At 71.0% G+C, this 22,620-nt stretch carries 21 protein-coding genes; 11 read left to right on the forward strand and 10 right to left on the reverse strand.

Annotated elements, in window-relative coordinates; translation table 11 throughout:
• Window positions 1-83: 83 nt before the first annotated feature.
• Window positions 84-1,202, reverse strand: a complete 1,119-nt coding sequence (locus SCNRRL3882_RS17800) for an alpha/beta hydrolase (RefSeq protein ID WP_029181486.1) — start codon at window positions 1,200-1,202, stop codon at window positions 84-86.
• A gap of 240 nt (window positions 1,203-1,442) precedes the next feature.
• Between SCNRRL3882_RS17800 and SCNRRL3882_RS17805 the strand changes: the two genes are divergently transcribed.
• The 6 genes from SCNRRL3882_RS17805 (at window position 1,443) to SCNRRL3882_RS17830 (ending at window position 6,484) form a co-directional block, all read left to right on the forward strand.
• The gene (locus SCNRRL3882_RS17805; RefSeq protein ID WP_029181485.1) at window positions 1,443-3,287 is read left to right on the forward strand and encodes a phosphatidylglycerol lysyltransferase domain-containing protein; all 1,845 of its coding nucleotides are present in this window, start codon (window positions 1,443-1,445) and stop codon (window positions 3,285-3,287) included.
• A gap of 62 nt (window positions 3,288-3,349) precedes the next feature.
• Window positions 3,350-4,231, forward strand: coding sequence for a dihydropteroate synthase (folP, locus tag SCNRRL3882_RS17810; RefSeq protein WP_029181484.1), 882 nt, complete (start codon window positions 3,350-3,352; stop codon window positions 4,229-4,231).
• Window positions 4,228-4,731 carry a nuclear transport factor 2 family protein gene (locus SCNRRL3882_RS17815; protein WP_010044306.1) on the forward strand — a complete coding sequence of 168 codons (504 nt, stop codon included), beginning with the start codon at window positions 4,228-4,230 and terminating at the stop codon, window positions 4,729-4,731. Before folP ends, SCNRRL3882_RS17815 begins: the two co-directional genes overlap by 4 nt.
• Window positions 4,732-4,968: 237 nt before the next feature.
• Window positions 4,969-5,328: a dihydroneopterin aldolase gene (gene folB / locus SCNRRL3882_RS17820; RefSeq protein WP_010044305.1), complete on the forward strand. Its 360-nt coding sequence runs from the start codon at window positions 4,969-4,971 to the stop codon at window positions 5,326-5,328.
• Window positions 5,325-5,936, forward strand: a complete 612-nt coding sequence (folK, locus tag SCNRRL3882_RS17825; protein WP_010044304.1) for a 2-amino-4-hydroxy-6-hydroxymethyldihydropteridine diphosphokinase — start codon at window positions 5,325-5,327, stop codon at window positions 5,934-5,936. Before folB ends, folK begins: the two co-directional genes overlap by 4 nt.
• Before the next feature lie 59 nt (window positions 5,937-5,995).
• Window positions 5,996-6,484, forward strand: coding sequence for a DUF3180 domain-containing protein (locus tag SCNRRL3882_RS17830; protein ID WP_010044303.1), 489 nt, complete (start codon window positions 5,996-5,998; stop codon window positions 6,482-6,484).
• 9 nt (window positions 6,485-6,493) lie between these two features.
• Here SCNRRL3882_RS17830 and folE read toward each other — a convergent pair whose 3' ends face one another.
• The 6 genes from folE to dacB form a co-directional block, all read right to left on the reverse strand.
• Window positions 6,494-7,099 carry a GTP cyclohydrolase I FolE gene (folE, locus tag SCNRRL3882_RS17835; protein WP_010044302.1) on the reverse strand — a complete coding sequence of 202 codons (606 nt, stop codon included), beginning with the start codon at window positions 7,097-7,099 and terminating at the stop codon, window positions 6,494-6,496.
• A gap of 129 nt (window positions 7,100-7,228) precedes the next feature.
• Complete coding sequence (ftsH, locus tag SCNRRL3882_RS17840; RefSeq protein WP_010044300.1) at window positions 7,229-9,268, reverse strand: ATP-dependent zinc metalloprotease FtsH; 2,040 nt, start codon at window positions 9,266-9,268, stop codon at window positions 7,229-7,231.
• A gap of 185 nt (window positions 9,269-9,453) precedes the next feature.
• On the reverse strand, window positions 9,454-10,014 hold the full coding sequence (gene hpt, locus SCNRRL3882_RS17845) for a hypoxanthine phosphoribosyltransferase (protein WP_020270244.1): 561 nt from the start codon (window positions 10,012-10,014) through the stop codon (window positions 9,454-9,456).
• A 61-nt stretch (window positions 10,015-10,075) separates the two neighbouring features.
• The gene (tilS, locus tag SCNRRL3882_RS17850; RefSeq protein ID WP_010044296.1) at window positions 10,076-11,113 is read right to left on the reverse strand and encodes a tRNA lysidine(34) synthetase TilS; all 1,038 of its coding nucleotides are present in this window, start codon (window positions 11,111-11,113) and stop codon (window positions 10,076-10,078) included.
• A 195-nt stretch (window positions 11,114-11,308) separates the two neighbouring features.
• Entirely contained in the window at window positions 11,309-12,436 is a 1,128-nt protein-coding gene (locus tag SCNRRL3882_RS17855) for a zinc-dependent metalloprotease (RefSeq protein WP_029181482.1), read from the reverse strand.
• Window positions 12,437-12,672: 236 nt separating this feature from the next.
• Window positions 12,673-14,253, reverse strand: a complete 1,581-nt coding sequence (gene dacB / locus SCNRRL3882_RS17860; protein WP_010044292.1) for a D-alanyl-D-alanine carboxypeptidase/D-alanyl-D-alanine-endopeptidase — start codon at window positions 14,251-14,253, stop codon at window positions 12,673-12,675.
• A 79-nt stretch (window positions 14,254-14,332) separates the two neighbouring features.
• Here dacB and SCNRRL3882_RS17865 point away from each other — a divergent pair, with 79 nt between their 5' ends.
• Both SCNRRL3882_RS17865 and SCNRRL3882_RS17870 read left to right on the forward strand, forming a co-directional pair.
• Window positions 14,333-14,824, forward strand: a complete 492-nt coding sequence (locus SCNRRL3882_RS17865) for an inorganic diphosphatase (protein ID WP_010044289.1) — start codon at window positions 14,333-14,335, stop codon at window positions 14,822-14,824.
• A gap of 125 nt (window positions 14,825-14,949) precedes the next feature.
• Complete coding sequence (locus SCNRRL3882_RS17870; RefSeq protein ID WP_010044288.1) at window positions 14,950-16,647, forward strand: threonine/serine ThrE exporter family protein; 1,698 nt, start codon at window positions 14,950-14,952, stop codon at window positions 16,645-16,647.
• Between the two features lie 52 nt (window positions 16,648-16,699).
• On the opposite strand, the gene SCNRRL3882_RS17875 is transcribed toward SCNRRL3882_RS17870, so the two are convergent.
• A complete protein-coding gene (locus SCNRRL3882_RS17875; protein ID WP_010044287.1) occupies window positions 16,700-17,569 on the reverse strand; it encodes a DedA family protein in 870 nt (289 codons plus the stop codon).
• Window positions 17,570-17,704: 135 nt separating this feature from the next.
• Between SCNRRL3882_RS17875 and SCNRRL3882_RS17880 the strand changes: the two genes are divergently transcribed.
• The 3 genes from SCNRRL3882_RS17880 to SCNRRL3882_RS17890 are packed head-to-tail and all read left to right on the forward strand — an operon-like array spanning window position 17,705 to window position 20,844.
• Entirely contained in the window at window positions 17,705-18,070 is a 366-nt protein-coding gene (locus tag SCNRRL3882_RS17880) for a YbjQ family protein (RefSeq protein ID WP_010044286.1), read from the forward strand.
• Between the two features lie 51 nt (window positions 18,071-18,121).
• The gene (locus SCNRRL3882_RS17885; RefSeq protein WP_010044284.1) at window positions 18,122-19,411 is read left to right on the forward strand and encodes an ion channel protein; all 1,290 of its coding nucleotides are present in this window, start codon (window positions 18,122-18,124) and stop codon (window positions 19,409-19,411) included.
• Window positions 19,412-19,437: 26 nt separating this feature from the next.
• Window positions 19,438-20,844, forward strand: a complete 1,407-nt coding sequence (locus SCNRRL3882_RS17890; protein ID WP_010044283.1) for a glutamate decarboxylase — start codon at window positions 19,438-19,440, stop codon at window positions 20,842-20,844.
• An 11-nt stretch (window positions 20,845-20,855) separates the two neighbouring features.
• Here the strand turns inward: SCNRRL3882_RS17890 and SCNRRL3882_RS17895 are convergent, their stop codons facing one another.
• Together SCNRRL3882_RS17895 and SCNRRL3882_RS17900 are read right to left on the reverse strand one after the other, a co-directional pair.
• Window positions 20,856-21,617, reverse strand: coding sequence for an ABC transporter permease (locus tag SCNRRL3882_RS17895; RefSeq protein WP_010044282.1), 762 nt, complete (start codon window positions 21,615-21,617; stop codon window positions 20,856-20,858).
• Window positions 21,614-22,573 carry a daunorubicin resistance protein DrrA family ABC transporter ATP-binding protein gene (locus SCNRRL3882_RS17900; RefSeq protein ID WP_010044281.1) on the reverse strand — a complete coding sequence of 320 codons (960 nt, stop codon included), beginning with the start codon at window positions 22,571-22,573 and terminating at the stop codon, window positions 21,614-21,616. Before SCNRRL3882_RS17900 ends, SCNRRL3882_RS17895 begins: the two co-directional genes overlap by 4 nt.
• Window positions 22,574-22,620 lie beyond the last annotated feature (47 nt).

Genomic DNA, 22,620 nt, shown 5'->3' on the forward strand with positions numbered 1-22,620 from the left:
CAAAGCCACACCGAAGCGTTCACACGGCATCAGAACTCGGGAAGAAGTGGAATCACCCCTTCACCCAATTCCCAAGATCATTTTCAACGGCCGTTCAGCCGCCCGCCCATCCACTCCAGCGTCGCCGGAATCTCGCGCCGCCAGGTGTTGAAGTTGTGCCCGCCGCTTTCCAGGATGATCGACGAGATCCGCGTCCGCCCGGTCGCCTCCACCCGCTCTATGAACCGCATCGTGTCCTTGTAGTTGGACTCGCCGGACCTGCTGCTGGTGACGAGCAGTGAAGTGTCGGGAGCGGGCCTGTGCTTGAGGTACCACCACAGGTCGGCACGATTCCGGAGCCCCTTGTCACCCTGGAAGAGATCGCCCGTCGTGGCGTCGATCGGCGCCTTGTAGTACGCGGACAAGCCCGCCCCGGCGCCGTACACATCGGGATGGTGCATGGCGATCTTCAAGGCGCAGTAGCCGCCCGTCGAGTTGCCGATGATGCCCAGACCGCTCGGCTTTTCGGCCACCCGGTAGTGCGTGCGCAACGCGTCGGGCAGATCCCTGGCGAAGAACGACTCGGTCTGCGGACCGCCCGGGACGTCCACGCACTCCGTGTCCCGGGGCGGCGCCACCGTGGGCCGCAGCATCACGAGGATCATCGGCTGCATCCGGCCCGCCCGGGCCAGTTCCAGCGCCGTGCGGGGGTAGTGGAGCTTCTCCACCAGCGCCGACGCCGTGCCCGGGTAGCCGGTCAGCACGACGGCCGCGGGGAACGTACGGGTGCGGTACCGCGGCTGGAAGTACTCCGGCGGCAGATAGACGTACGCGGGCGTGGCGATGTGCGTCCTACGGCCCACGATCTCGATCTGCTGGATCCGGCCGCCCGCCCGGGCACTCACGCCGACGGCCCCCGGTACCCGGCGCGAGCCGACCACCTGCAACGGGCCGCCGCCCGGCGTGTGGTCCACGACCACGCCCTGGTCCCGCTCCTGCCCGAACAGGTCCGCCCAGCTCGCGTAGAAGCCGAAGGACTGGTTGGCGGCGAGCCCCACCGCGACGAACAGCGCCACCTGTGTGGCGAGCAGCAGGCCGACCCGCCCGCCCACGGCCCGCCAATTCCGCCGGGCCAGCCGTGGCCAAAGCCAGACCGTTCCGGCGAACAGCAGCACGGCGGACAGCACCGCCAGCACCAGCACCTTGTTGCTCGTGAGACCCAGACCCATCGGTGGTTACCTGTCCGCGCTTCCCGTCCGGGACCTCCCTGAGCGCCCACACCTTCGCGAGGGCTTGTCCCGGACTTTCCTTGGCCTTTGAAACGGCTTTGACGACGGGAGTGAACCTCTCCCCCCGAGACACCGTCCTAGAGGGCGCAATGTCGCCGGATGCCCGAATCGGCACCGGATCCAAGGTCTCTCGCAGAACTACGGGATGCGATGTCTGTCAGGACAGATGAGGAAATGTCGGGCGAGGTTCCCAGTCGTGGAAGCGCCACGGCCAGAACCGGCCCGATGAGCCGCGTGCGCCACCTGCTGCGCGGACCACGCCCCGAGGCGGCCCCCCTCCTCGTCGGCAGAGCCTGTGCCCTGGTGGGCGTACTGGACATCGCCGCGGGCGTCTTCCCACGCTTCCGGCACAGCCGTATGCACGCCATCGCCGAGGTGCTGCCCGGCGCGCTCGGCCCGTTCGCGGCCGCCCTGTCCCTCAGCACCGGCGTGCTGTTGCTGCTGCTCGCCCACGGCCTCAAGCGCGGCAAGCGCCGGGCCTGGCGGGCGGCCGTGGCCCTGCTGCCGGCCGGTGCCGTCGCGCAGTTCACCTACCGGCACTCGATCGTGGGCGTGCTGATCTCACTGGCCCTGCTGGCACCCCTGCTGCGCCACCGCGACCAGTTCAACGCCCTGCCCGACCCGCGCAGCCGCTGGCGGGCGCTCGCCAACTTCGTGCTGATGAGCGCCGGCTCGCTCCTGCTGGGCCTGCTCATCGTCAGCGTCCACACCGAGCGCATGGTCGGCGACCCGAGCCTGGCCGACCGCATCACCCACGTCATCTACGGCCTGTTCGGCTTCGAGGGCCCGGTCGACTACCAGGGCGACGCCTCCTGGACCGTGGCCTTCTCGCTCGGTGCCCTCGGCCTGCTCACCGCCGTCACCACCATCTACCTGGCCTTCCGCCCCGAACACCCGGCCGCGCAGCTCACCGAGGAGGACGAGGCACGCCTGCGCGCCCTGCTGGAGCGGCACGGCGGCCGCGACTCCCTCGGCCACTTCGCGCTCCGCCGCGACAAGGCCGTCGTCTTCTCCCCCAGCGGCAAGGCGGCCGTGACGTACCGCGTGGTCTCCGGCGTGATGCTCGCCAGCGGCGACCCGATCGGCGACGTCGAGGCCTGGCCCGGCGCCATCGAACGGTTCATGGACGAGGCCAGGGCCCACTCCTGGACACCGGCCGTCATGGGCTGCTCCGAGACCGGCGGCGAGGTGTGGACCCGCGAGACCGGGCTCGACGCCCTCGAACTGGGCGACGAGGCGGTGGTGGACGTCGCGGATTTCTCCCTGGCCGGCCGCGCGATGCGCAACGTGCGCCAGATGGTCAAACGCATCGAGCGCGCCGGTTACGAAACCCGGGTACGACGTGTCCGTGACCTCGGCGACGCCGAGCTGGAGCGCATCCGGCGCGCCGCCGACGACTGGCGCGGCACCGACACCGAGCGCGGCTTCTCCATGGCCCTGGGCCGCGTCGGCGACCCCGCCGACGGCGACTGCCTCATCGCCACCGCCCACAAGCAGGACGACCACCCGGGCCCCTACGGCGACCTGAAGGCCGTCCTGCACTTCGTGCCCTGGGGCACCGACGGCGCTTCGCTCGACCTCATGCGCCGCGACCGCTCGGCCGACCCCGGTATGAACGAACTGCTCATCGTGGCCGCCCTCCAGGCCGCCCCGAAGTTCGGCATCGCGCGCGTCTCCCTCAACTTCGCCATGTTCCGCTCGGCGCTGGCCCGCGGCGAGAAGATCGGCGCAGGTCCGGTGCTGCGCGCCTGGCGCGGGCTGCTGGTGTTCCTCTCCCGCTGGTTCCAGATCGAGTCGCTGTACAAGTTCAACGCCAAGTTCCAGCCGCGCTGGGAACCCCGCTTCGTCGTCTACCGGGCCTCCGCCGACCTGCCCCGCATCGGCTTCGCCGCCATGCAGGCCGAGGGCTTCGTCAACCTCGCCCTGCCGCTGCCGCGCTTCCTGCGCCGCCGTCGCCCGGCCGGCCGCCGCCCGTGCGCCCACGGCACGACGACGGAACGGAGCGTCAGAGCGGCGTGACCCGCCCGGACCGACCCGGGCCGCAGCGCCTGGCGGCCGTCCCCTGGGCCTACGCTGACCATATGAGCAACCAGAGCGGACGCGGGCGCGTGGCGGGCCTACCGGAATGGGACCGCTGCGCGGTCATGGGAGTCGTGAACGTCACCCCCGACTCCTTCTCCGACGGCGGCCGCTTCTTCGACACCACGGCCGCCGTCAAGCACGGCCTCGACCTGGTCACCGAGGGCGCGGACCTGGTGGACGTCGGCGGCGAGTCGACCCGCCCCGGCGCCACCCGGGTGGACGAGGCCGAGGAACTCCGCCGTGTCGTCCCCGTCGTCCGCGGCCTGGCCTCCGAGGGCGTCACCGTCTCGGTCGACACCATGCGCGCCTCCGTCGCCGAGCGGGCCCTCGCGGCCGGCGCCGCCCTCGTCAACGACGTCAGCGGCGGCCTCGCCGACCCCCGCATGATCCCGGCCGTCGCCGACGCCGGCGCCCCCTTCGTCGTCATGCACTGGCGGGGCTTCCTCCAGGGCGGCAACGTCCGCGGTGAGTACACCGACGTCGTCACCGAGGTCGTCGACGAGCTGCACGCGCGCGTGGAGGCAGTCCTGGCGGGCGGCATCGCCCCCGACCGGGTCGTCGTCGACCCGGGCCTCGGCTTCTCCAAGGACGCCGAGCACGACCTCGCGCTCCTCGCGGGCCTCGACCGGGTCCTCGCCCTCGGCCACCCGCTGCTCGTCGCCGCCTCCCGCAAACGCTTCCTCGGCCGGGTCCTGGCCGGCCCGGACGGCCCGCCACCGCCCGCACGCGAGCGCGACGCCGCCACCGCGGCCGTCTCCGCGCTCGCGGCGCACGCCGGCGCGTGGGCGGTGCGCGTGCACGAGGTACGCGCCACGGCGGACGCGGTACGCGTCGCCCGCGCCATCGCAGCGGCACGCACCGGCGCGGAAGGAACCCGGTGAGCGCCCCGCACACCGACGTCGAACAGGTCGAGGCCGCCAACACCGCCTTCTACGAGGCACTGGAACGGGGCGACTTCGAGGAACTGGCGTCGCTCTGGCTGACCCCCTCCGACCTGGGCGTCGACGAGACCTACCACGACCCGGCCGACAGCGGCGTGGTCTCCTGCGTGCACCCCGGCTGGCCGGTGCTCACCGGCCGCGGCGAGGTCCTCCGGTCGTACGCGCTGATCATGGCGAACACCGACTACATCCAGTTCTTCCTGACCGACGTGCACGTCTCCGTCACCGGCGACACCGCCCTGGTCACCTGCACGGAGAACATCCTCAGCGGCGGCCCCGCCCCCAAGGGCGACGAGGAGCTCGGCCCGCTCGTCGGCCAGCTCGTGGTCGCCACGAACGTGTTCCGGCGCACGCCCGCGGGGTGGAAACTCTGGTCGCACCACGCTTCCCCGGTTCTGGCCGAAAACGACGAGGACGAGCAGGACGACACCCCCGCCTGAGTGGGTAGGTGCCAGGAAGTGGTTGGAATCACGGACCCGCGGGTATGGGCGGCTACCAACCCGTGAGCCACCGGGTTCCCCAGGGGAAACGCCGGATGAATCCTGCCGGGCCCGGCCCGGGCCCACGCCCCCGAGGCCCGGCCCCGCCCGGGCTCGCAGGTAGATTCGACCGAGGCCGGTGTGCCGCCCGCACACGGCACGGACCGGCCGGGACCGACGATTGCAGGAGTGATTCGCGTGGATCGTGTCGCGCTGCGCGGCCTGAAGGCCCGCGGGCATCACGGGGTGTTCCCGAGGGAACGCGAGGAGGGCCAGACCTTCATCGTGGACCTCGTCCTCGGCCTGGACACCCGGCCGGCCGCGGCCGACGACGACCTGGCGAAGACCGTGCACTACGGCATCGTGGCCGAGGAGGTCGTGGCCGTCGTCCAGGGCGAGCCCGTCAACCTCATCGAGACACTCGCCGAGCGCATCGCCCAGGTATGTCTGAAGCACGACGGGGTCCGGCAGGTCGAGGTCTGCGTCCACAAGCCGGACGCCCCGATCACCGTCCCCTTCGACGACGTGACCGTCACCATCACCCGGAGCCGAGTATGACTGCACCCTTCCTCAAGGGCCCCAGCGACCCGACCGTACAGCCGGTACCCGCCTCCGTCGTCGATAAGGTCGACGCCGCCGACACCACCCTCTCCAACCCCAAACGGGCCGTGGTCGCCCTCGGCTCCAACCTCGGCAACCGCCTGGAGACCCTCCAGGGAGCCATCGACGCGCTGGAGGACACCCCCGGCGTCCGCATCAAGGCCGTCTCCCCCGTCTACGAGACCGAGCCCTGGGGCGTGGAGCCCGGCAGCCAGCCCGCCTACTTCAACGCGGTCGTGGTCCTCAAGACCACCCTCCCGCCCTCCTCGCTCCTGGAGCGCGCCCACGCGGTCGAGGAGGCCTTCCACCGCGTCCGCGACGAGCACTGGGGCCCCCGCACCCTCGACGTCGACATCGTGTCGTACGCCGACGTCGTCTCCGACGACCCGCAGCTCACCCTCCCCCACCCCCGCGCCCACGAGCGCGCCTTCGTCCTGGCCCCCTGGCACGACCTGGACCCCGAGGCGCAGCTGCCCGGCCGCGGCCCCGTCGCCGGTCTGCTGGACTCCGTCACCCGCGAGGGCGTGGCGCCGCGCGCGGACCTGGAACTCCGGCTGCCCGAGTAGCCGTTAAGGTCGAGACGGCTGCACAACCGGGCCGGAGCCGGGGGAACCGAAGGGACACTGTGAAAGAGCTGCGCATCAGGGTGCTGGCCGGCGTCTTCGTCGTGGCGGGGGTGCTGTCCTGGGCGGGCGCCCGCCTGTGGAACTCGGTCGGGACCCTGCCGAGCGTCCCCCTGGCCGCCCCCATCGTCCTGGCCCTGATCGCCGTGGTCCTGCTGGCCACGGCGCTCTCGCTCCGCGCCCGGCTGAAGGCCCAGCGCGAGCGGCAGCCCGACGCCAAGGGCGTCGACCCCATGATGGCGGCCCGCGCGGTCGTCTTCGGCCAGGCCAGCGCCCTGGTCGCCGCCCTCGTCGCCGGCATGTACGGCGGCACCGGCGTCTTCCTGCTGGAGTCCCTAGACATCCCCGCCCGCCGCGACCAGGCCATCTACGCCGGCTTCTCCGTCCTCGCGGGCATCGGCGTCATAGCGGCGGCCATCTTCCTGGAGCGCGTCTGCAAGCTCCCGGACGACGACGAACACGAGGGCACGGGGGCGGCCCCGACCGTGTGACGTACGGCGTCAGCTCGCCATGATGAGGCTCATCGCCTCGTTCCGCGTCGCCGCGTCCCGCAGCTGTCCCCGCACGGCCGACGTCAGCGTCTTCGCGCCGGGCTTGCGGATCCCGCGCATCGACATGCACATGTGCTCGCACTCCACGACCACGATGACTCCGCGCGGCTCCAGTATCTCCATCAGCGAGTCCGCGATCTGCGTGGTGAGTCGTTCCTGCACCTGCGGACGCCGTGCGTAGACATCCACGAGCCGGGCCAGCTTGGACAGTCCGGTGATCTTTCCGCTGTGGGCGGGGATGTACCCGACGTGGGCGACGCCCCGGAACGGCACCAGATGGTGTTCACATGTCGAGTACACCTCAATGTCCTTCACGAGGACCATCTCGTCGTGCCCGATGTCGAACGTCGTCGTCAGCACGTCCTCGGGCTTCTGCCACAGCCCCGCGAATATCTCCTTGTACGCCCGTGCCACCCGTGCCGGCGTCTCCCGGAGCCCCTCGCGGTCAGGGTCCTCGCCGACCGCGATCAGCAGCTCCCGTACGGCGTTCTCGGCCCGCTTCTCGTCGAACTCGCCGATCTGGCCCTCGCCGTCCAGCATCACGGGGTCGGTCATCTGGTGCCTCGTTCCTGTGTCCATCAGGGGGCGGCCCGCACAAATGGCGGAAAGCCGCGCCCCCCAGGCTAAAACCTGGGGGGCGCGGCATCCATTCCGGGCCCGGTGGGGACACCGGGAGAGCGGTGGTCAGCTCTCGGTGCGGTCCTCCGGGGCTCGCTCGGGCGCCGGGGCGGGCTCCGCCGCGGTGTTCTTCGCGGTGGTGATGGCCGGCGTCGCGCCGTTCGCCCCGTTCGTCAGGGCCAGCTCCTTGGGGGAGAGGACCGGCGGGCGGGTGGACGGCGTACGGCGGGAGGAGCCGGTCCAGGCGGGCCTGGGCGGGCGCTTGACGATCGGGGCGAAGATCTCGGCGATCTCCTCCTTGCCCAGCGTCTCCTTCTCCAGCAGCTGCAGCACGAGGTTGTCGAGGACGTCGCGGTTCTCGACCAGGATCTCCCAGGCCTCGTTGTGCGCGGTCTCGATGAGCTTCTTGACCTCTTCGTCGACCAGCGCGGCGACCTCTTCCGAGTAGTCGCGCTGGTGAGACATCTCACGTCCGAGGAAGGGCTCGGTGTTGTCTCCGCCGAACTTGATCGCGCCGAGACGCTCGGTCATGCCGTACTGCGTGACCATCGCCCGGGCCAGGCCCGTGGCCTTCTCGATGTCGTTGGCGGCACCCGTCGTCGGGTCGTGGAAGACGAGCTCCTCGGCCGCGCGGCCGCCCAGCATGTAGGCCAGCTGGTCCAGCATCTCGTTGCGCGTGGTCGAGTACTTGTCCTCGTCCGGCAGCACCATCGTGTAGCCGAGGGCGCGGCCTCTCGACAGGATCGTGATCTTGTGGACGGGATCGGAGTTCGGCGAGGCCGCCGCGACCAGGGCGTGACCGCCCTCGTGGTACGCGGTGATCTTCTTCTCCTTGTCCGACATGATCCGGGTCCGCTTCTGCGGGCCCGCGACCACACGGTCGATCGCCTCGTCCAGCATGTGGTTGTCGATCAGCTTCTGGTCGCTGCGGGCCGTCAGCAGGGCGGCCTCGTTCAGCACGTTGGCCAGGTCGGCACCGGTCATACCGGGCGTACGGCGGGCGACGGCCGACAGGTCGACGTCCGGAGCGACCGGCTTGCCCTTCTGGTGAACCTTAAGGATCTCCAGACGGCCCTGCATGTCCGGGCGGTCGACGGCGATCTGCCGGTCGAAGCGGCCGGGGCGCAGCAGCGCCGGGTCGAGGATGTCGGGCCGGTTCGTCGCGGCGATGAGGATCACGCCGCCCTTGACGTCGAAGCCGTCCATCTCGACGAGCAGCTGGTTCAGCGTCTGCTCACGCTCGTCGTGACCACCGCCGAGGCCGGCGCCGCGGTGGCGGCCGACCGCGTCGATCTCGTCGACGAAGACGATCGCCGGGGCGTTCGCCTTGGCCTGCTCGAACAGGTCACGGACCCGGGAGGCACCGACACCGACGAACATCTCGACGAAGTCGGAACCGGAGATCGAGTAGAACGGCACCCCGGCCTCACCCGCGACGGCACGCGCGAGCAGCGTCTTGCCGGTACCGGGCGGGCCGTACAGCAGCACGCCCTTGGGGATCTTGGCGCCGACGGCCTGGAACTTGGCCGGCTCCTGGAGGAACTCCTTGATCTCGTGGAGCTCCTCGACTGCCTCGTCCGAGCCGGCGACGTCCGAGAACGTCGTCTTCGGGGTGTCCTTGGTGATGAGCTTCGCCTTGGACTTCCCGAAGTTCATGACCCGGGAGCCGCCGCCCTGCATCTGATTCATCAGGAACAGGAAGACGACCACGATGAGGACGAAGGGGAGCAGCGAGAGCAGGATCCCGACGAACGGGTTCTGCTTGGACGGCGAGACCGTGTAGCCGTCCGGGATCTGCTTGTCCTGGAACTTCGCCTGGAGCGTGTTGGCAATCGTCACGCCCTGGTCGCCGATGTAGCTCGCCTGGATCTTCGAGCTGCCCTCGATCTTTACGCCGTCCTTGAGCGAGGCCTTGATGGTCTGCTCGTCGCCGGTGGTCAGCTTGGCCGACTCGACCTTGTTGTCATTGATCGCCTGGACGACCTGGCCGGTGTCCACCGTCTTGTAGCCGCCGGACGAGCCGACGACCTGCATCAACACGACCACGGCAAGGACGGCCAGCACGATCCACATGACCGGCCCACGGAAGTATCGCTTCACGTCCATCCATACGGAGCGGTGCCGCCCCGTCCCTCCTGCCATAGTGAGTTTGATAAAGGCTGTTCTTCGGACGGTACCCCAGCATTGTCACCTGAAGCCGCGCGGGACGACTGGCGATCCGTCTACGCATGCTCCAACGGCGGGAAGCCCGCTGGGGTTCCCGATCACCGGCACGGCACCCGGCCGGAATTTCAGCCGCCGTACACGTGGGGCGCGAGCGTACCGACGAACGGGAGGTTGCGGTACTTCTCGGCGTAGTCGAGGCCGTAGCCGACGACGAATTCGTTGGGGATGTCGAACCCGACCCATTCCACGTCGATGGCGACCTTCGCGGCCTCGGGCTTGCGCAGCAGCGTGCACACCTTGAGGGAGGCGGGCTCGCGCGAGCCGAGGTTGGAGATCAGCCAGGACAGGGTCAGGCCGGAGTCGATGATGTCCTCGACGATGAGGACGTGCTTGCCCTTGATGTCGGTGTCGAGGTCCTTGAGGATCCGCACCACACCGGAGGACTGGGTGCCCGCCCCGTACGAGGATACGGCCATCCAGTCCATGGTGAGGGGGGTGGACAGCGCCCGGGCGAGATCGGCCATGACCATCACCGCGCCCTTGAGGACGCCGACGATCAGGAGGTCCTTGCCCGCGTACTCCGCGTCGATCTTCGCGGCCAGCTCGGCCAGCTTGGCGTCGATCTCTTCCTTGGTGATGAGTACCTGCTGAAGGTCGGCACCCATGTCTTTCGCGTCCACCCGCATCACTTTCGGTCGTCCCTGACTGAGCGGCCCCTCCACCGACTGCTCGGAGGGGGGACGTGATTCAGCCTTGCCGAATCACCAGTCTGCCACCCTGCCGCCGGGCCACGACCTTGCCGGGGAGGTTGATGGCACCCTGACCGCGCCAGCCGGTGATCAACCGGTCGACTTCCTCGAGGTGCCGGGCGAACAGCGAACCGGCCGGGGCACCGGCTGCGATGGCGGCCCGGCGCAGCACCCGGCGGCGTACGGCGGGCGGCAGGGCGTAGAGCTTCGCGCACTCCAGCTGCCCGGCGGCGTCGCGGACGGTGGCCTCCGCCCGGGCGGCCCAGGAGTCCAGGGCGTCGGCGTCGTCGCGGGAGAGCTGAGCCGTGCGGGCGAGGGCCTCGACGACGCCCTTGCCGAGGGCCTTCTCCAGGGCGGGCAGGCCCTCGTGGCGCAGCCGGGAGCGGGTGTAGGCCGGGTCGGCGTTGTGGGGGTCGTCCCAGACGGGCAGGGACTGGACCATGCAGGCCTTGCGGGCGGTCTGCCGGTCGAGTTCCAGGAAGGGGCGGCGGTAACGGCCGTCGGCCCCCGAGACCGCGGCCATTCCGGACAGCGAGCGGATGCCGGAGCCGCGGGCGAGGCCGAGCAGGACGGTTTCGGCCTGGTCGTCCCGCGTGTGGCCGAGCAGGACCGCGGCGGCGCCGTGGCGTTCGGCGGCGGTGTCGAGTGCGGCGTAGCGGGCGTCGCGGGCGGCGGCTTCGGGGCCGCCCGCGCGGCCGACGGTCACGGCGACGGAGTCGACGGGGTCGAGGCCGAGTTCGCGCAGGCGCTGGACGACTTCCGCGGCCCGTACGTCCGAGCCGGGCTGGAGGCCGTGGTCGACGGTCACGCCGCCGGCTCTGATGCCGAGCTTGGGGGACTCGAAGGCGAGGGCGGAGGCGAGGGCCATGGAGTCGGCGCCGCCGGAGCATGCCACGAGCACGAGCGGCGGGGGCGGCGGCTCGTGCGAGGGGGCGTGCGGGGGTGCGGCGGTGGCGCTGTGGTGTTCGGTGAGCAGGTCGTGGAGGACGCGGCGGACCGCCAGGCGTATCGCCGCGACCGCAGGATGGGGACCCATGTCCGGTTCCCTTCATGAAGTTTTCGGGGGGTGAGCCCGATGCCGGTCACGCAGAGTGTGTAGATGGTGACAGAACCGGGCCGTTCCCCGAGCATTGCACGCCTACCCCTCGCTCACGGTCCCTCGGACGGGTGATTGGAGGGGCGTTCGCCTGCCGTCGGCCCGTTTCCTTTCACGACCCTCCCGCCATGTTCACTACTCGGTCCTGCGATGCACCCGCGCGATCCAGTCCGCCGGTTTGGCGATCTCCGCCTTGGTGGGGAGGGTGTTGGGCGAGGTCCACACGCGGTTGAAGCCGTCCATGCCGACCTCGTCGACGACGGCCCGTACGAAGCGTTCGCCGTCCCGGTACTGGCGGAGCTTGGCGTCCAGGCCGAGCAGCTTGCGCAGGGCCAGGTCCAGCCGGGAGGCGCCCTTGGCGCGGCGCTGCTGGAACTTCTCGCGGATCTCCCCGACGGTCGGTACGACGTCCGGTCCGACGCCGTCCATCACGAAGTCGGCGTGGCCCTCCAGCAGGGACATCACGGCCGTGAGGCGGCCGAGGATCTCGCGCTGGGCGGGCGTCTGCACGATCTCGACGAGGGAGCGGCCGCCGTCGTCCTCCTCGGCCTCGGGGCGGCCCCCGGCGAGGCTCTGTGCGGCCTCCCGTACGCGTTCCAGGACGGTCATGGGGTCGACGTCGGTCTCGCCCAGGAAGGACTGGATCTCTCCCTCGAGGTGGTCGCGCAGCCAGGGCACGGCCGTGAACTGCGTGCGGTGCGTCTCCTCGTGCAGGCACACCCAGAGCCTGAAGTCGTGCGGGTCGACATCGAGTTCGCGCTCCACGTGCACGATGTTCGGGGCGACGAGCAGGAGCCGGCCGCCGCCGTTCTCCCCGGCCGGGAGCTGGCGTGTGGCCGGGGCGAAGGTCTCGTACTGGCCGAGGACGCGGGAGGCCAGGAAGGACAGGAGCATGCCGAGCTCCACGCCGGTGACCTTGCCGCCGACGGCGCTCATCACCGCGCCGCCGGGGGTGTTGCCGCGCCGGTCCTGCATCTTGTCGAGCAGGGGCTTCAGCAGTTCCCGGAAGCCGGCGACGTTCGCCCGGATCCAGCCCGGGCGGTCGACGACCAGGACGGGGGTGTCGTGGCCCTCCTCCGTGCCCAGACGAGTGAAGCCCCGGACGTGTCCCTCCGAGGCCTTGGCATGCCTTCGCAGCTCCGCGACGACGGCCCGGGCCTCGTCGCGGCTGACCTCGGGGCCCGGCCGTACGAGCCGGGTCGCGGTCGCGACCGCGAGATTCCAGTCGACCATGCCGGTTGAAGCACCACCGATGCTCGTCATGCGTCAACCGTACGTGAGCGCCGGCCGCTGGGGCAGGGCGGCGAGGGTTGGGGGACGCCGGGTTCGTTGTCGGGTGCTCGGCGTTGTGGTCGGTGTGCTGGGTCGGGAAGGGCTGGGGTCCGTTTGCCGGTACTCGGCGTTGTCGGCCGTGCCCACCCTCCCCCAAGCTGTCGACTTCGCTCGAGCAGGGGGGACCCCCATCGCCCCAGCGGAACGACTGCCCACGGCGGTACTGCCTACCGGCAGCCGCAGGCCGCCAGGGTCGTCGCCGCCCTGTCCAGGGCCGTCTGGGCCGCTTCTGGGTCGTTCGTGTTGTTGGCCATGAAGGCGAAGGCCAGCAGGCGGCCGTCCTGGTCGACGACCGTGCCCGCGAGGGTGTTCACGCCGGTCAGGGTGCCTGTCTTGGCGCGGACGACGCCGGCTGCGCCGTCCTTGTAGCGGGTGGTCAGGGTGCCCGTGAACCCGGCCACGGGGAGGCCGGTGAGGGCCGGGCGGAGTTCGGGGTGGGCGGGGTCGGCGGCCTTGGCCAGGAGGGCGGTGAGGAGGTCGGCGGTGAGTCGGTCGGCGCGGTCCAGGCCGCTGCCGTCCTTGAAGGCGGCGCCCTCGAGGGGCAGCCCGAGTCTGCGGAGCCGGTCGTTGATCGCCCGGTCGGCGCCGGCGAAGTCGGCCGGGTGGCCCGTGGCGATCGCCGTCTGGCGGGCGAGGGCCTCGGCGATGTCGTTGTCGCTGTTGGTCAGCATCCGTTCGACGAGGGCCGAGAGCGGGGGCGAGTCCACGGTGGCCAGGGTCTTCGCGCGGGCCGTGGCCTTCGAGGGGCCGGGGGCCGTGGTCTTGATGCCGCGGGACTTCAGGAGGTCCCCGAAGCGGCGGCCCGCGTCGGCGGCCGGGTCGGTCACGCGGGTGACCGGGCCGCTGGTCGAGTCGTCCGTGCGGCCCTCGTCAACCATCAGAGGGCTGACGGGGGCGAGGTTGGGGTTGACCCCGATCGGGTGCTTCTGGGTGCCCGCGTAGCGGGTCGTGTCGTAGGAGAGCGTGACGTCGCGGACGCCACGTTGGGCCAGGGCCGCGGCCGTCCGGTCGGCCAGGACCCGCAGACTGGCCGAGCCGTCGGAGGCCTCGCGGGCCGTGAGGGTGGGGTCGCCGCCGCCGACCAGGACGACTTCGTTCGTGTCGGGTTCCAGCGCGGCTCGGGTGGTGAGGCGGTGGTCGGCGCCCATCGCGGACAGCGCGGCGACGGCCGTGGCGATCTTCGTCGTCGAGGCCGGGATGAGCGGGGCGTCCGAGTCCGTGCCGTACAGGCGCCTGCCGGTCGTGACGTCCACGACCGCCGCTGCCGGCCGGGGGCCGAGCGCCGGGTCCTTCAGCAGGGGCGTGAGGGTCTTCGCGAGGGCCTTGCCGCCCGGGGCGGACCTCACGGTGCTGACGCCGCCGAGGCCGGTCAGCACGGGCCCGGCGCTGGGGGCGGGCCGGGGCTGCGCGGGCGCGCCGGGGACCCGGCCGTGATCTGTGCCACCCGTGCGGCCCAGGGCCGCGGCCCGGTCCCGCTCGGCCGTACGCTGACCCGAGGAGTCCCAGGGGCCGGCGGCGGTCACCACACCGGCAGCCAGTGCGAGGCCGGCGGTGGCGGCGCCCGCGGTGTACGGCCAGGTCTTCGGCCGTGTGACCCGCGCGACCTGCGGCTTTCCGGCTCGGACGAGCCGCGCGACCCGTGGTTTCGCGGCCGCGACGGCCCTGGCCAGGCGCGGTCGTACGGCCTCCGCGATCCGCACCACGTGCGGCCTCGCGGCCCGCCAAGGACGCAGCTCCGGCACGACCACCAGCCCCTTTCGCGATCACACACCTGCGTGAGGGACACTTAACCACCAGAACTATGTGTTGATCATGGAGGAGCCACCGGTGGAGTTCGACGTCACGATCGAGATTCCGAAGGGTTCGCGCAACAAGTACGAGGTGGACCACGAGACCGGTCGTATCCGCCTGGACCGGCGACTCTTCACCTCGACCGCCTACCCGACCGACTACGGCTTCGTCGAGAACACCCTCGGCGAGGACGGCGACCCGCTGGACGCGCTGGTCATCCTGGACGAGCCGACGTTCCCGGGCTGCCTCATCAAGTGCCGGGCCATCGGCATGTTCCGGATGACGGACGAGGCCGGCGGCGACGACAAGCTGCTGTGCGTGCCGGCGACGGACCCGCGCGTGGAGCACCTGCGGGACATCCACCACGTGTCGGAGTTCGACCGCCTGGAGATCCAGCACTTCTTCGAGGTCTACAAGGACCTGGAGCCCGGCAAGTCGGTCGAGGGCGCCAACTGGGTGGGCCGTACGGACGCCGAGATCGAGATCGAGCGGTCCTACAAGCGCTTCAAGGAGCAGGGCGGTCACTGACCCCACCCCCCTGACGTCCACGGGCCGCACGCCTGCGCGTGCGGCCCGTTCGTCCGTATGTGCGCATACTGAGGCTGACGGGTACTGAGGGTGACGTGGCAGTGTCGTACAGGGAGCGCCAGGCAGTGACGGACGCGGAGGACCGCAAGCCGAAGTCGGACGAGGCGAGGAGCGCCTTCATGCCTCCGCCCGGGGCCGCCGTCGACGGGGACATGTCGACGACGTCGGAGTTCGCGATCCCGGAGGGGCTGGCCGTGCCCCGAACGACCGGTACGGAGTCGGAGACGACGTCCGAGTTCGTCTTCCCCAAGGGACTCGACGTCCCGCAGGCGCCCGCGGCGGAGCCGGAGGGTTCGGCGTTCAACCCGCCGAGGACCTACAGCGCCAAAAACGCCCCGCCCGCCTTCACGCCGCCGACCGGCATCCCCGTGATCAGTCTGACCAAGGACGTGCCCTGGCAGGACCGGATGCGCACGATGCTGCGGATGCCGGTGGCCGAGCGGCCCGCGCCGGAGCCCGCGCACAAGGCGGAGGAGGACGAGGGTCCGGCTGTTCCGCGTGTGCTCGACCTGACGCTGCGTATCGGTGAACTGCTGCTGGCGGGCGGCGAGGGCGCCGAGGACGTGGAGGCGGCGATGTTCGCCGTCTGCCGGTCCTACGGCCTGGACCGCTGCGAGCCGAACGTCACCTTCACCCTGCTGTCGATCTCCCACCAGCCGTCCCTGGTCGACGACCCCGTGACGGCGTCCCGGACGGTACGCCGCCGGGGCACCGACTACACGCGTCTGGCGGCCGTGTACCAGCTGGTGGACGACCTCAGCGACCCGGAGGCGCAGATCTCCCTGGAGGAGGCCTACGGGCGACTCGCCGAGATCCGCCGCAACCGGCACCCCTATCCCGGCTGGGTACTGACCGCCGCAAGCGGGCTGCTGGCGGGCTCGGCATCGGTGCTGGTCGGTGGTGACCTGATCGTCTTCTTCGCGGCCGTGCTGGGCGCGATGCTCGGCGACCGGCTGGCTTGGCTGTGCGCGGGGCGCGGGCTGCCGGAGTTCTACCAGTTCACGGTCGCCGCGACGCCTCCGGCCGCGATCGGGATCGCGCTGGCGCTGGCGCACGTGGATGTCGAGGCGTCCGCGGTGATCACTGGTGGGCTGTTCGCGCTGCTGCCCGGGCGGGCGTTGGTGGCGGGCGTGCAGGACGGTCTGACCGGCTACTACATCACGGCGTCCGCACGGCTGCTGGAAGTCATGTACTTCTTCGTGGGCATCGTCGTCGGAGTGCTGGTGATGCTCTACGTCGGCGTCCAGTTGGGCGCCCGCCTCACCCCCGAGGCGGCTCTGAGTACCGATCCACGGCCGCTGTTGCAGATCGGCGCGTCGATGCTGTTGTCCCTGGCCTTCGCGATACTGCTTCAGCAGGAACGATCCACCGTGCTGGCGGTGACGTTGAACGGCGGTGTCGCGTGGTCGGTGTACGGCGCGATGCACTACACGGGCGAATTCTCGCCGGTTGCCTCGACGGCGGTTGCGGCGGGGCTGGTGGGGCTGTTCGGGCAGTTGCTGTCCCGGTACCGGTTCGCGTCGGCGCTCCCGTACACGACGGCGGCCATCGGGCCCCTGCTGCCCGGTTCCGCGTCGTACTTCGGGCTGTTGTCGATCTCGCAGAACAATGTCGACGCGGGGCTGGTGTGGCTGTCGAAGGCCGTGGCGCTGGCGATGGCCATCGCGATCGGAGTGAACCTGGGAACGGAAATCTCGCGGCTATTCATGCGGATCGGGTCTGCCGAGAAGCGGCGGGCCGCCAAGCGGACCAGGGGTTTCTAGCGCCTCTGCCTGTGCTCGGGCTTCCTGTCCGTTGGCGGCCGCGAGTCGTCTGTCAGTAACCCCCGTTGTACGGGGGCTGGCCCCCGCCCTGCTGGGTGCCGTAGGGCTGCTGCTGGCCGTAGCCCGGGGCCTGGGGGTACTGGCCGTAGTACTGCTGGTCGTTGTAACCGTTCGGGCTGCCGTACGGGGGCTGCTGCGGCTGCTGGTGGGGCTGGTCATCCGGGGTGATGCGGCGGAGCTGGGTCGTCGCGTCGTCCATGACGGGGGGATGGGGCTGGGCCGCCGGGGCCTCGGACGCGGCGCGCTTCTTCTTGGAGCGGTCGCGGAGGTACTCGACGATGATCGGGACGACCGAGAGCAGGACGATCAGGATGAGGATCGACTCGACGTTCTTCTTGATGAAGTCGATCTGACCGAGCCAGTAGCCCGCCAGGGTGACGCCGGTGCCCCAGGCGATGCCGCCGATGACGTTGTACGTGACGAACGTGCGGTACTTCATGCGGCCGGCGCCGGCCACGATGGGGGCGAAGGTGCGCACGATCGGGACGAAGCGGGCCAGGACGATCGCCTTGGGGCCGTACTTCTCCATGAATTCGTGGGCCTTGTCCAGGTTCTCCTGTTTGAAGAGCTTGGAGTTCGGCCTGTTGAAGAGCTTCGGGCCCAGGAACTTGCCGATCATGTAGCCCACTTGGTCGCCGGCGACGGCGGCGATCACGATGAGCGTGCAGACCAGCCACAGGGGCTGCGTGATGTAGGTGCCCTCGGCGACGAAGAGGCCCGCCGTGAACAGCAGGGAGTCGCCGGGCAGGAACGCGAAGAGACCCGACTCCGCGAAGACGATGAGCAGGATGCCCGGCAGGCTGAACGTCGAGATCAGGTAGTCCGGGCTGAGCCACTCGGGGCCGAGCGCAAGCGTGGTCACGGGGATGTGGCTCCTGCTGCTGGGGGTACGGGCTGGGCACTGACTGCTTCAAAGTATCAACGCAGCCGTCATGGCCCAGGTTCCATGGGCGTACTCAGGATGCACTGTGCGCGGTCCCGGTCAAAGCTGTGAACCATGGGCATCGATGAATACGGCGGCGGACAAGGCCCTCGGCCCGACGTCCTTGTCGTCACCACGAACGACGTACCCGGCCACCGCGTGCAGGAAGTACTCGGCGAGGTCTTCGGACTGACCGTGCGCTCCCGGCACCTGGGGAGCCAGATCGGCGCCGGGCTGAAGTCGATGGTCGGCGGCGAGCTGCGCGGGCTCACCAAGACGCTCGTGCAGACCCGCAACCAGGCCATGGAACGACTCGTCGAACAGGCACGCGCGCGTGGAGCCAACGGCGTGCTCGCGTTCCGCTTCGACGTGACGGAGGCGGCGGACGTGGGCACCGAGGTGTGCGCGTACGGCACGGCGGTGGTCCTGGCCCGGGAGTGAGACCCCCGCGCCCGCGCGTTTCCGGTTTGTGGCGTTTGATCCGTTTATCGTGTGCCCGTGGTCGACACCGAGCAGCAGGCACCTTCCGTCACTCCGTCGACCCCCGCGCGCGTGCTGCTGCCGTCGGTCCTGCCCGCCGTGGCCGTCGGTGTCATGTCCAGCCTGCTCCTGGTGGGGGTGGAGGTCGCCGCCGAGGAACTCCAGGGCGTGCTGTGGAAGACCGTCCCGGACGCCCTCGGCATCGGCCGGTACTCCGTGGCGTGGATGTTCGCGATGCTCGTCGCGACCGGTGTCGCCGTCGGGCTGGTGGTGTGGAAGGTGCCGGGGCACGCGGGACCGGATCCGGCGACCGTGGGGCTGGACGCGCCGGTCCTGCCGCCCGTGGTGCTGCCGGGGTTGCTGCTGGCGACCGCGCTGACGCTGGCCGGCGGGCCGAGCCTGGGCCCCGAGAACCCGATCATCGCCGTGAACGTCGGCCTGGCGGTCTGGCTGGGCAGCCGGGCGATCCCCCGGGCGCCGGGCCGGATCTGGCCGGCCCTGGCGGAGGCGGCGACGATCGGCGCGCTGTTCGGCACGCCCGTGGCGGCCGCCCTGGTGATCTCCGAGGTGCTGTCCCGGCAGGAGACGCGCGGTCTGCTCTGGGACAACCTCTTCGCGCCGCTGACCGCCGCCGCGGCCGGTGCCCTGACCGCCAGACTGATCGACCGCCCGAGCTTCGACCTGGACCTGCCGTCCTTCGGCCGGCCGGGCTGGGCGGACCTGCTGGCGGCCGTCGTGGTCGCCGCGGCGGGCGCGCTGCTCGGCATGTGCGCCGTGCGCGCGTTCCCGCACGTCCACGGTGTCTTCCGCCGGCTGCGGCACCCGATGCTGATGCTCCCGGCGGGCGGGGCCGTACTGGGTGCTCTCGCGGCCCTGGGCGGCCATCTGACGCTGTTCAAGGGGCTCGACGAGGTCGCCGAGCTGGCACACGACCCGGACGGCTGGTCGGCCGGGGAGTTCGCCGTCATGACGGTGGTGAAGCTGGCCGCGCTGCTCGTCGCCGCGTCCTGCGGGTTCCGCGGGGGGCGCATCTTCCCGGCCGTGTTCGCCGGCACGGCCCTCGGGCTGTGCGCGCACGCCCTGGTGTCCGGGGTGCATCCGTCGGTGGGGGTGTCCGCCGGTGTGCTCGGGATGCTGCTGGCCATCACCCGGCAGGGCTGGATCAGCCTGTTCGTCGCCGCGGTGCTGATCGATTCGCCGGAGATCCTCGCCCTGCTGTGCGTCGCCTCGCTGCCGGCCTGGCTGCTGGTGACGGGCCGGCCGCAGATGCAGCTGCACCCGGACGGCACGCCCGTCCGCTGACACCCCGACTCCCCCTGGAGGCTCCCTTGCCGCTCAACGAAGGCCCCCGCCAGACCGGCGAACGCCGTCTGTCCGTCAATCCCTTCTACGGCCCCGCCAACCCGGTCGGCGACATGGCCGAGGCCCCGCCCACGCACCGGCTCCCGGAGCAGCCCATGGCGCCGGCGACCGCCCACCAGCTGGTGCGCGACGAGCTGATGCTCGACGGCAACGCGCGGCTGAACCTCGCCACCTTCGTCACCACCTGGATGGAGCCGGAGGCCGGGGTGCTGATGGCGGAGTGCCGGGACAAGAACATGATCGACAAGGACGAGTACCCGCGCACGGCCGAACTGGAGCGGCGGTGCGTGGCGATGCTCGCCGACCTGTGGCACGCGCCCGATCCGGCGGCGGCCGTGGGCTGTTCGACGACCGGGTCGAGCGAGGCGTGCATGCTCGCCGGGATGGCGCTGAAGCGGCGCTGGGCGCGGCGCAACGCCGACCGGTACCCGGGGGCGCGGCCCAATCTGGTGATGGGCGTGAACGTGCAGGTCTGCTGGGAGAAGTTCTGCACCTTCTGGGAGGTCGAGGCCCGGCTGGTCCCCATGGAGGGCGAGCGCTTCCACCTGGACCCGCAGGCCGCGGCCGAGCTGTGCGACGAGAACACCATCGGGGTCGTCGGCATCCTGGGCTCGACCTTCGACGGGTCCTACGAGCCGGTCGCCGAGCTGTGCGCGGCGCTGGACGCGGTGCAGGAGCGGACGGGGCTCGACATCCCCGTGCATGTCGACGGGGCGTCCGGCGCCATGGTCGCGCCGTTCCTCGACGAGGACCTGGTGTGGGACTTCCGGCTGCCGAGGGTGGCGTCGATCAACACCTCGGGTCACAAGTACGGGCTCGTCTACCCGGGCGTCGGCTGGGCGCTGTGGCGGGACGCCGAGGCGCTGCCGGAGGAGCTGGTGTTCCGGGTGAACTACCTGGGCGGCGACATGCCGACGTTCGCGCTCAACTTCTCCCGGCCGGGCGCGCAGGTCGTGGCGCAGTACTACACGTTCCTGCGGCTGGGCCGGGAGGGCTACCGGGCCGTGCAGCAGGCCGCGCGGGACGTGGCCACGGGGCTCGCCGCGCGGATCGAGGCACTGGGCGACTTCCGGTTGCTGACCCGGGGCGACCAGTTGCCGGTGTTCGCGTTCACGACCGCGCCGGACGTGACGGCGTACGACGTCTTCGACGTCTCGCGGCGGCTGCGGGAGCACGGCTGGCTGGTGCCCGCGTACACCTTCCCGGCCAACCGCGAGGACCTGTCCGTGCTGCGGGTCGTGTGCCGCAACGGCTTCTCGGCCGACCTCGCCGAGCTCCTCACGGAGGACCTGGAGCGCCTCCTGCCGGAGCTGCGCCGGCAGCCGCGCCCCTTCACCCGGGACAAGGACGCGGCCACCAGCTTCCACCACTAGTGATCGGAGGATCAGCGGCTCAGCCGCCCGAACCTCCGTACCGCCAGTGGGAAGAACACCGCCAGCAGGGTCAGCGGCCAGATGATCGCCGGCCACACGTGCCCGGGCTCCGCGCCGGGGGCGCCGAACAGGTCCCGTACGGCCGTGGCCGTGTGGGACATCGGGTTCCACTCGACGACCGTGCCGAGCCAGCCGGGCATGGTGTCGGGGAGGGCCAGGGCGTTGGACAGGAAGCCGACCGGCCAGACCAGGATCTGCACGGCCTGGACCATCTCCGGCCTCCCGGCCACCAGCGCCAGGTGGATGCCGATCCACAGCATGGCGAACCGGAACAGGAGCAGCAGGCCCACGGCTCCCAGGAAGGCCGCCGGACCGCCGTGGGCCCGCCAGCCGAGCGCGGCGCCCACGGCGATGAGCACCACCAGGGCCATCGCCGACTGGAGCATGTCGGCGGCCGAACGGCCCACCAGTACCGCTCCGTTGGTCATCGGCATGGAGCGGAAGCGGTCGATGACGCCCTTGTCGAGGTCCTGCGTGACGGCGATCATCGTGCCCTCCAGGCCGAAGGCCATGGTGAGCGCGAGCATGCCCGGGACCAGGTAGTCGCGGTACTCGCCGCCCACGCCCCGGCCGCCGCCGACCAGGTAGCCGAACATGAGCAGCAGCATCACCGGGAAGACGAGGTTGACGACCAGCTGGACCGGCTGCCGCCCCCAGCGGGCGAGTTCCCGGCGGGTCATGGTCCAGGAGTCGGTCAGGGCGTAGGCGGTCACGCGGTCTCCTTCACTCGGCGGTCGTCTCCGGTGAGGTGCAGGAACACCTCGTCCAGCGTCGGACGGCGCAGCGCGACGTCCTCCGCCTCGATCCCGGCCTCCTGAAGGGCCTCTACGACCCGGGAGAGCGCCTCCATGCGGTCGGTCACCGGGGCGCTCAGCAGGCGGCGGTCGGTGTCGACGGTGACCCCGGTGAGAGGCAACAGGGCGACGGCCGCACCCAGCTGACCCGCGTCGCGCAGGACCACGTCGATGCGGTCGCCGCCGGTCTCCGCCTTCAGCTCGTCCGCCGTGCCCTCGGCGATGACGCGGCCTGCGTCGACGACCGAGATGCGGTCGGCGAGCTGGTCGGCCTCCTCCAGGTACTGCGTGGTGAGCAGGACCGTCGTACCGCCGCCGACCAGGGAGCGGACGGAGTTCCACACCTCGGCGCGGCCGCGGGGGTCGAGGCCGGTGGTCGGCTCGTCCAGGAAGAGCACCTCCGGTTCGGTGATCAGGGAGGCGGCGAGGTCGAGCCGGCGCCGCATGCCGCCGCTGTACTGCCGGACCGCCTTGCGGCCGGTGCCGGCCAGGTCGAAGCGCTCCAGGAGTTCACCGGCACGCGCGCGTGCCCGCTTCGCGCCCAGGTGGTGCAGCCGGCCGAACAGTTCCAGGTTCTGCCGGCCGCCGAGCTCCTCGTCGAGCGCGGCGTGCTGGCCGAGCAGACCGATGCGCAGCCGTACGGCGTACGCCTCGCGCACCACGTCGTGCCCGGCCACCTCGATCCGGCCCGCGTCGGGGCGCAACAGGGTGGACAGGATCCTCACCAGGGTGGTCTTGCCCGCGCCGTTCGGGCCGAGCACCCCGTGCACCGTGCCGCGCGCAACCCGCAGGTCGAGCCCGTCCAGTGCGTGTTTCCCCTCTTTGCCGCCGTACGTCTTGCGTGCGCCTTCGACGGTGATCGCCGTGTCGGCCACAGGGACTCCCTCGCTAGTCAAACTTGACTACAAGCTCGAAAATAACC

Origin of the sequence: Streptomyces chartreusis NRRL 3882 (genome assembly GCF_900236475.1) — a bacterium.
Classification (GTDB): Bacteria; Actinomycetota; Actinomycetes; order Streptomycetales; family Streptomycetaceae; genus Streptomyces; species Streptomyces chartreusis_D.

Coding starts and splice junctions, on each gene's coding strand:
- tilS (WP_010044296.1), bottom strand. CDS start 11,113: ATGGGTCCCCATCCTGCGGTCGCGGCGATACGCCTGGCGGTCCGCCGC.
- folE (WP_010044302.1), bottom strand. CDS start 7,099: ATGACCGACCCCGTGATGCTGGACGGCGAGGGCCAGATCGGCGAGTTC.
- SCNRRL3882_RS17880 (WP_010044286.1), top strand. CDS start 17,705: ATGGGCATCGATGAATACGGCGGCGGACAAGGCCCTCGGCCCGACGTC.
- ftsH (WP_010044300.1), bottom strand. CDS start 9,268: ATGGACGTGAAGCGATACTTCCGTGGGCCGGTCATGTGGATCGTGCTG.
- hpt (WP_020270244.1), bottom strand. CDS start 10,014: ATGCGGGTGGACGCGAAAGACATGGGTGCCGACCTTCAGCAGGTACTC.
- folK (WP_010044304.1), top strand. CDS start 5,325: ATGACTGCACCCTTCCTCAAGGGCCCCAGCGACCCGACCGTACAGCCG.
- folP (WP_029181484.1), top strand. CDS start 3,350: ATGAGCAACCAGAGCGGACGCGGGCGCGTGGCGGGCCTACCGGAATGG.
- SCNRRL3882_RS17805 (WP_029181485.1), top strand. CDS start 1,443: ATGTCGGGCGAGGTTCCCAGTCGTGGAAGCGCCACGGCCAGAACCGGC.
- SCNRRL3882_RS17855 (WP_029181482.1), bottom strand. CDS start 12,436: ATGACGAGCATCGGTGGTGCTTCAACCGGCATGGTCGACTGGAATCTC.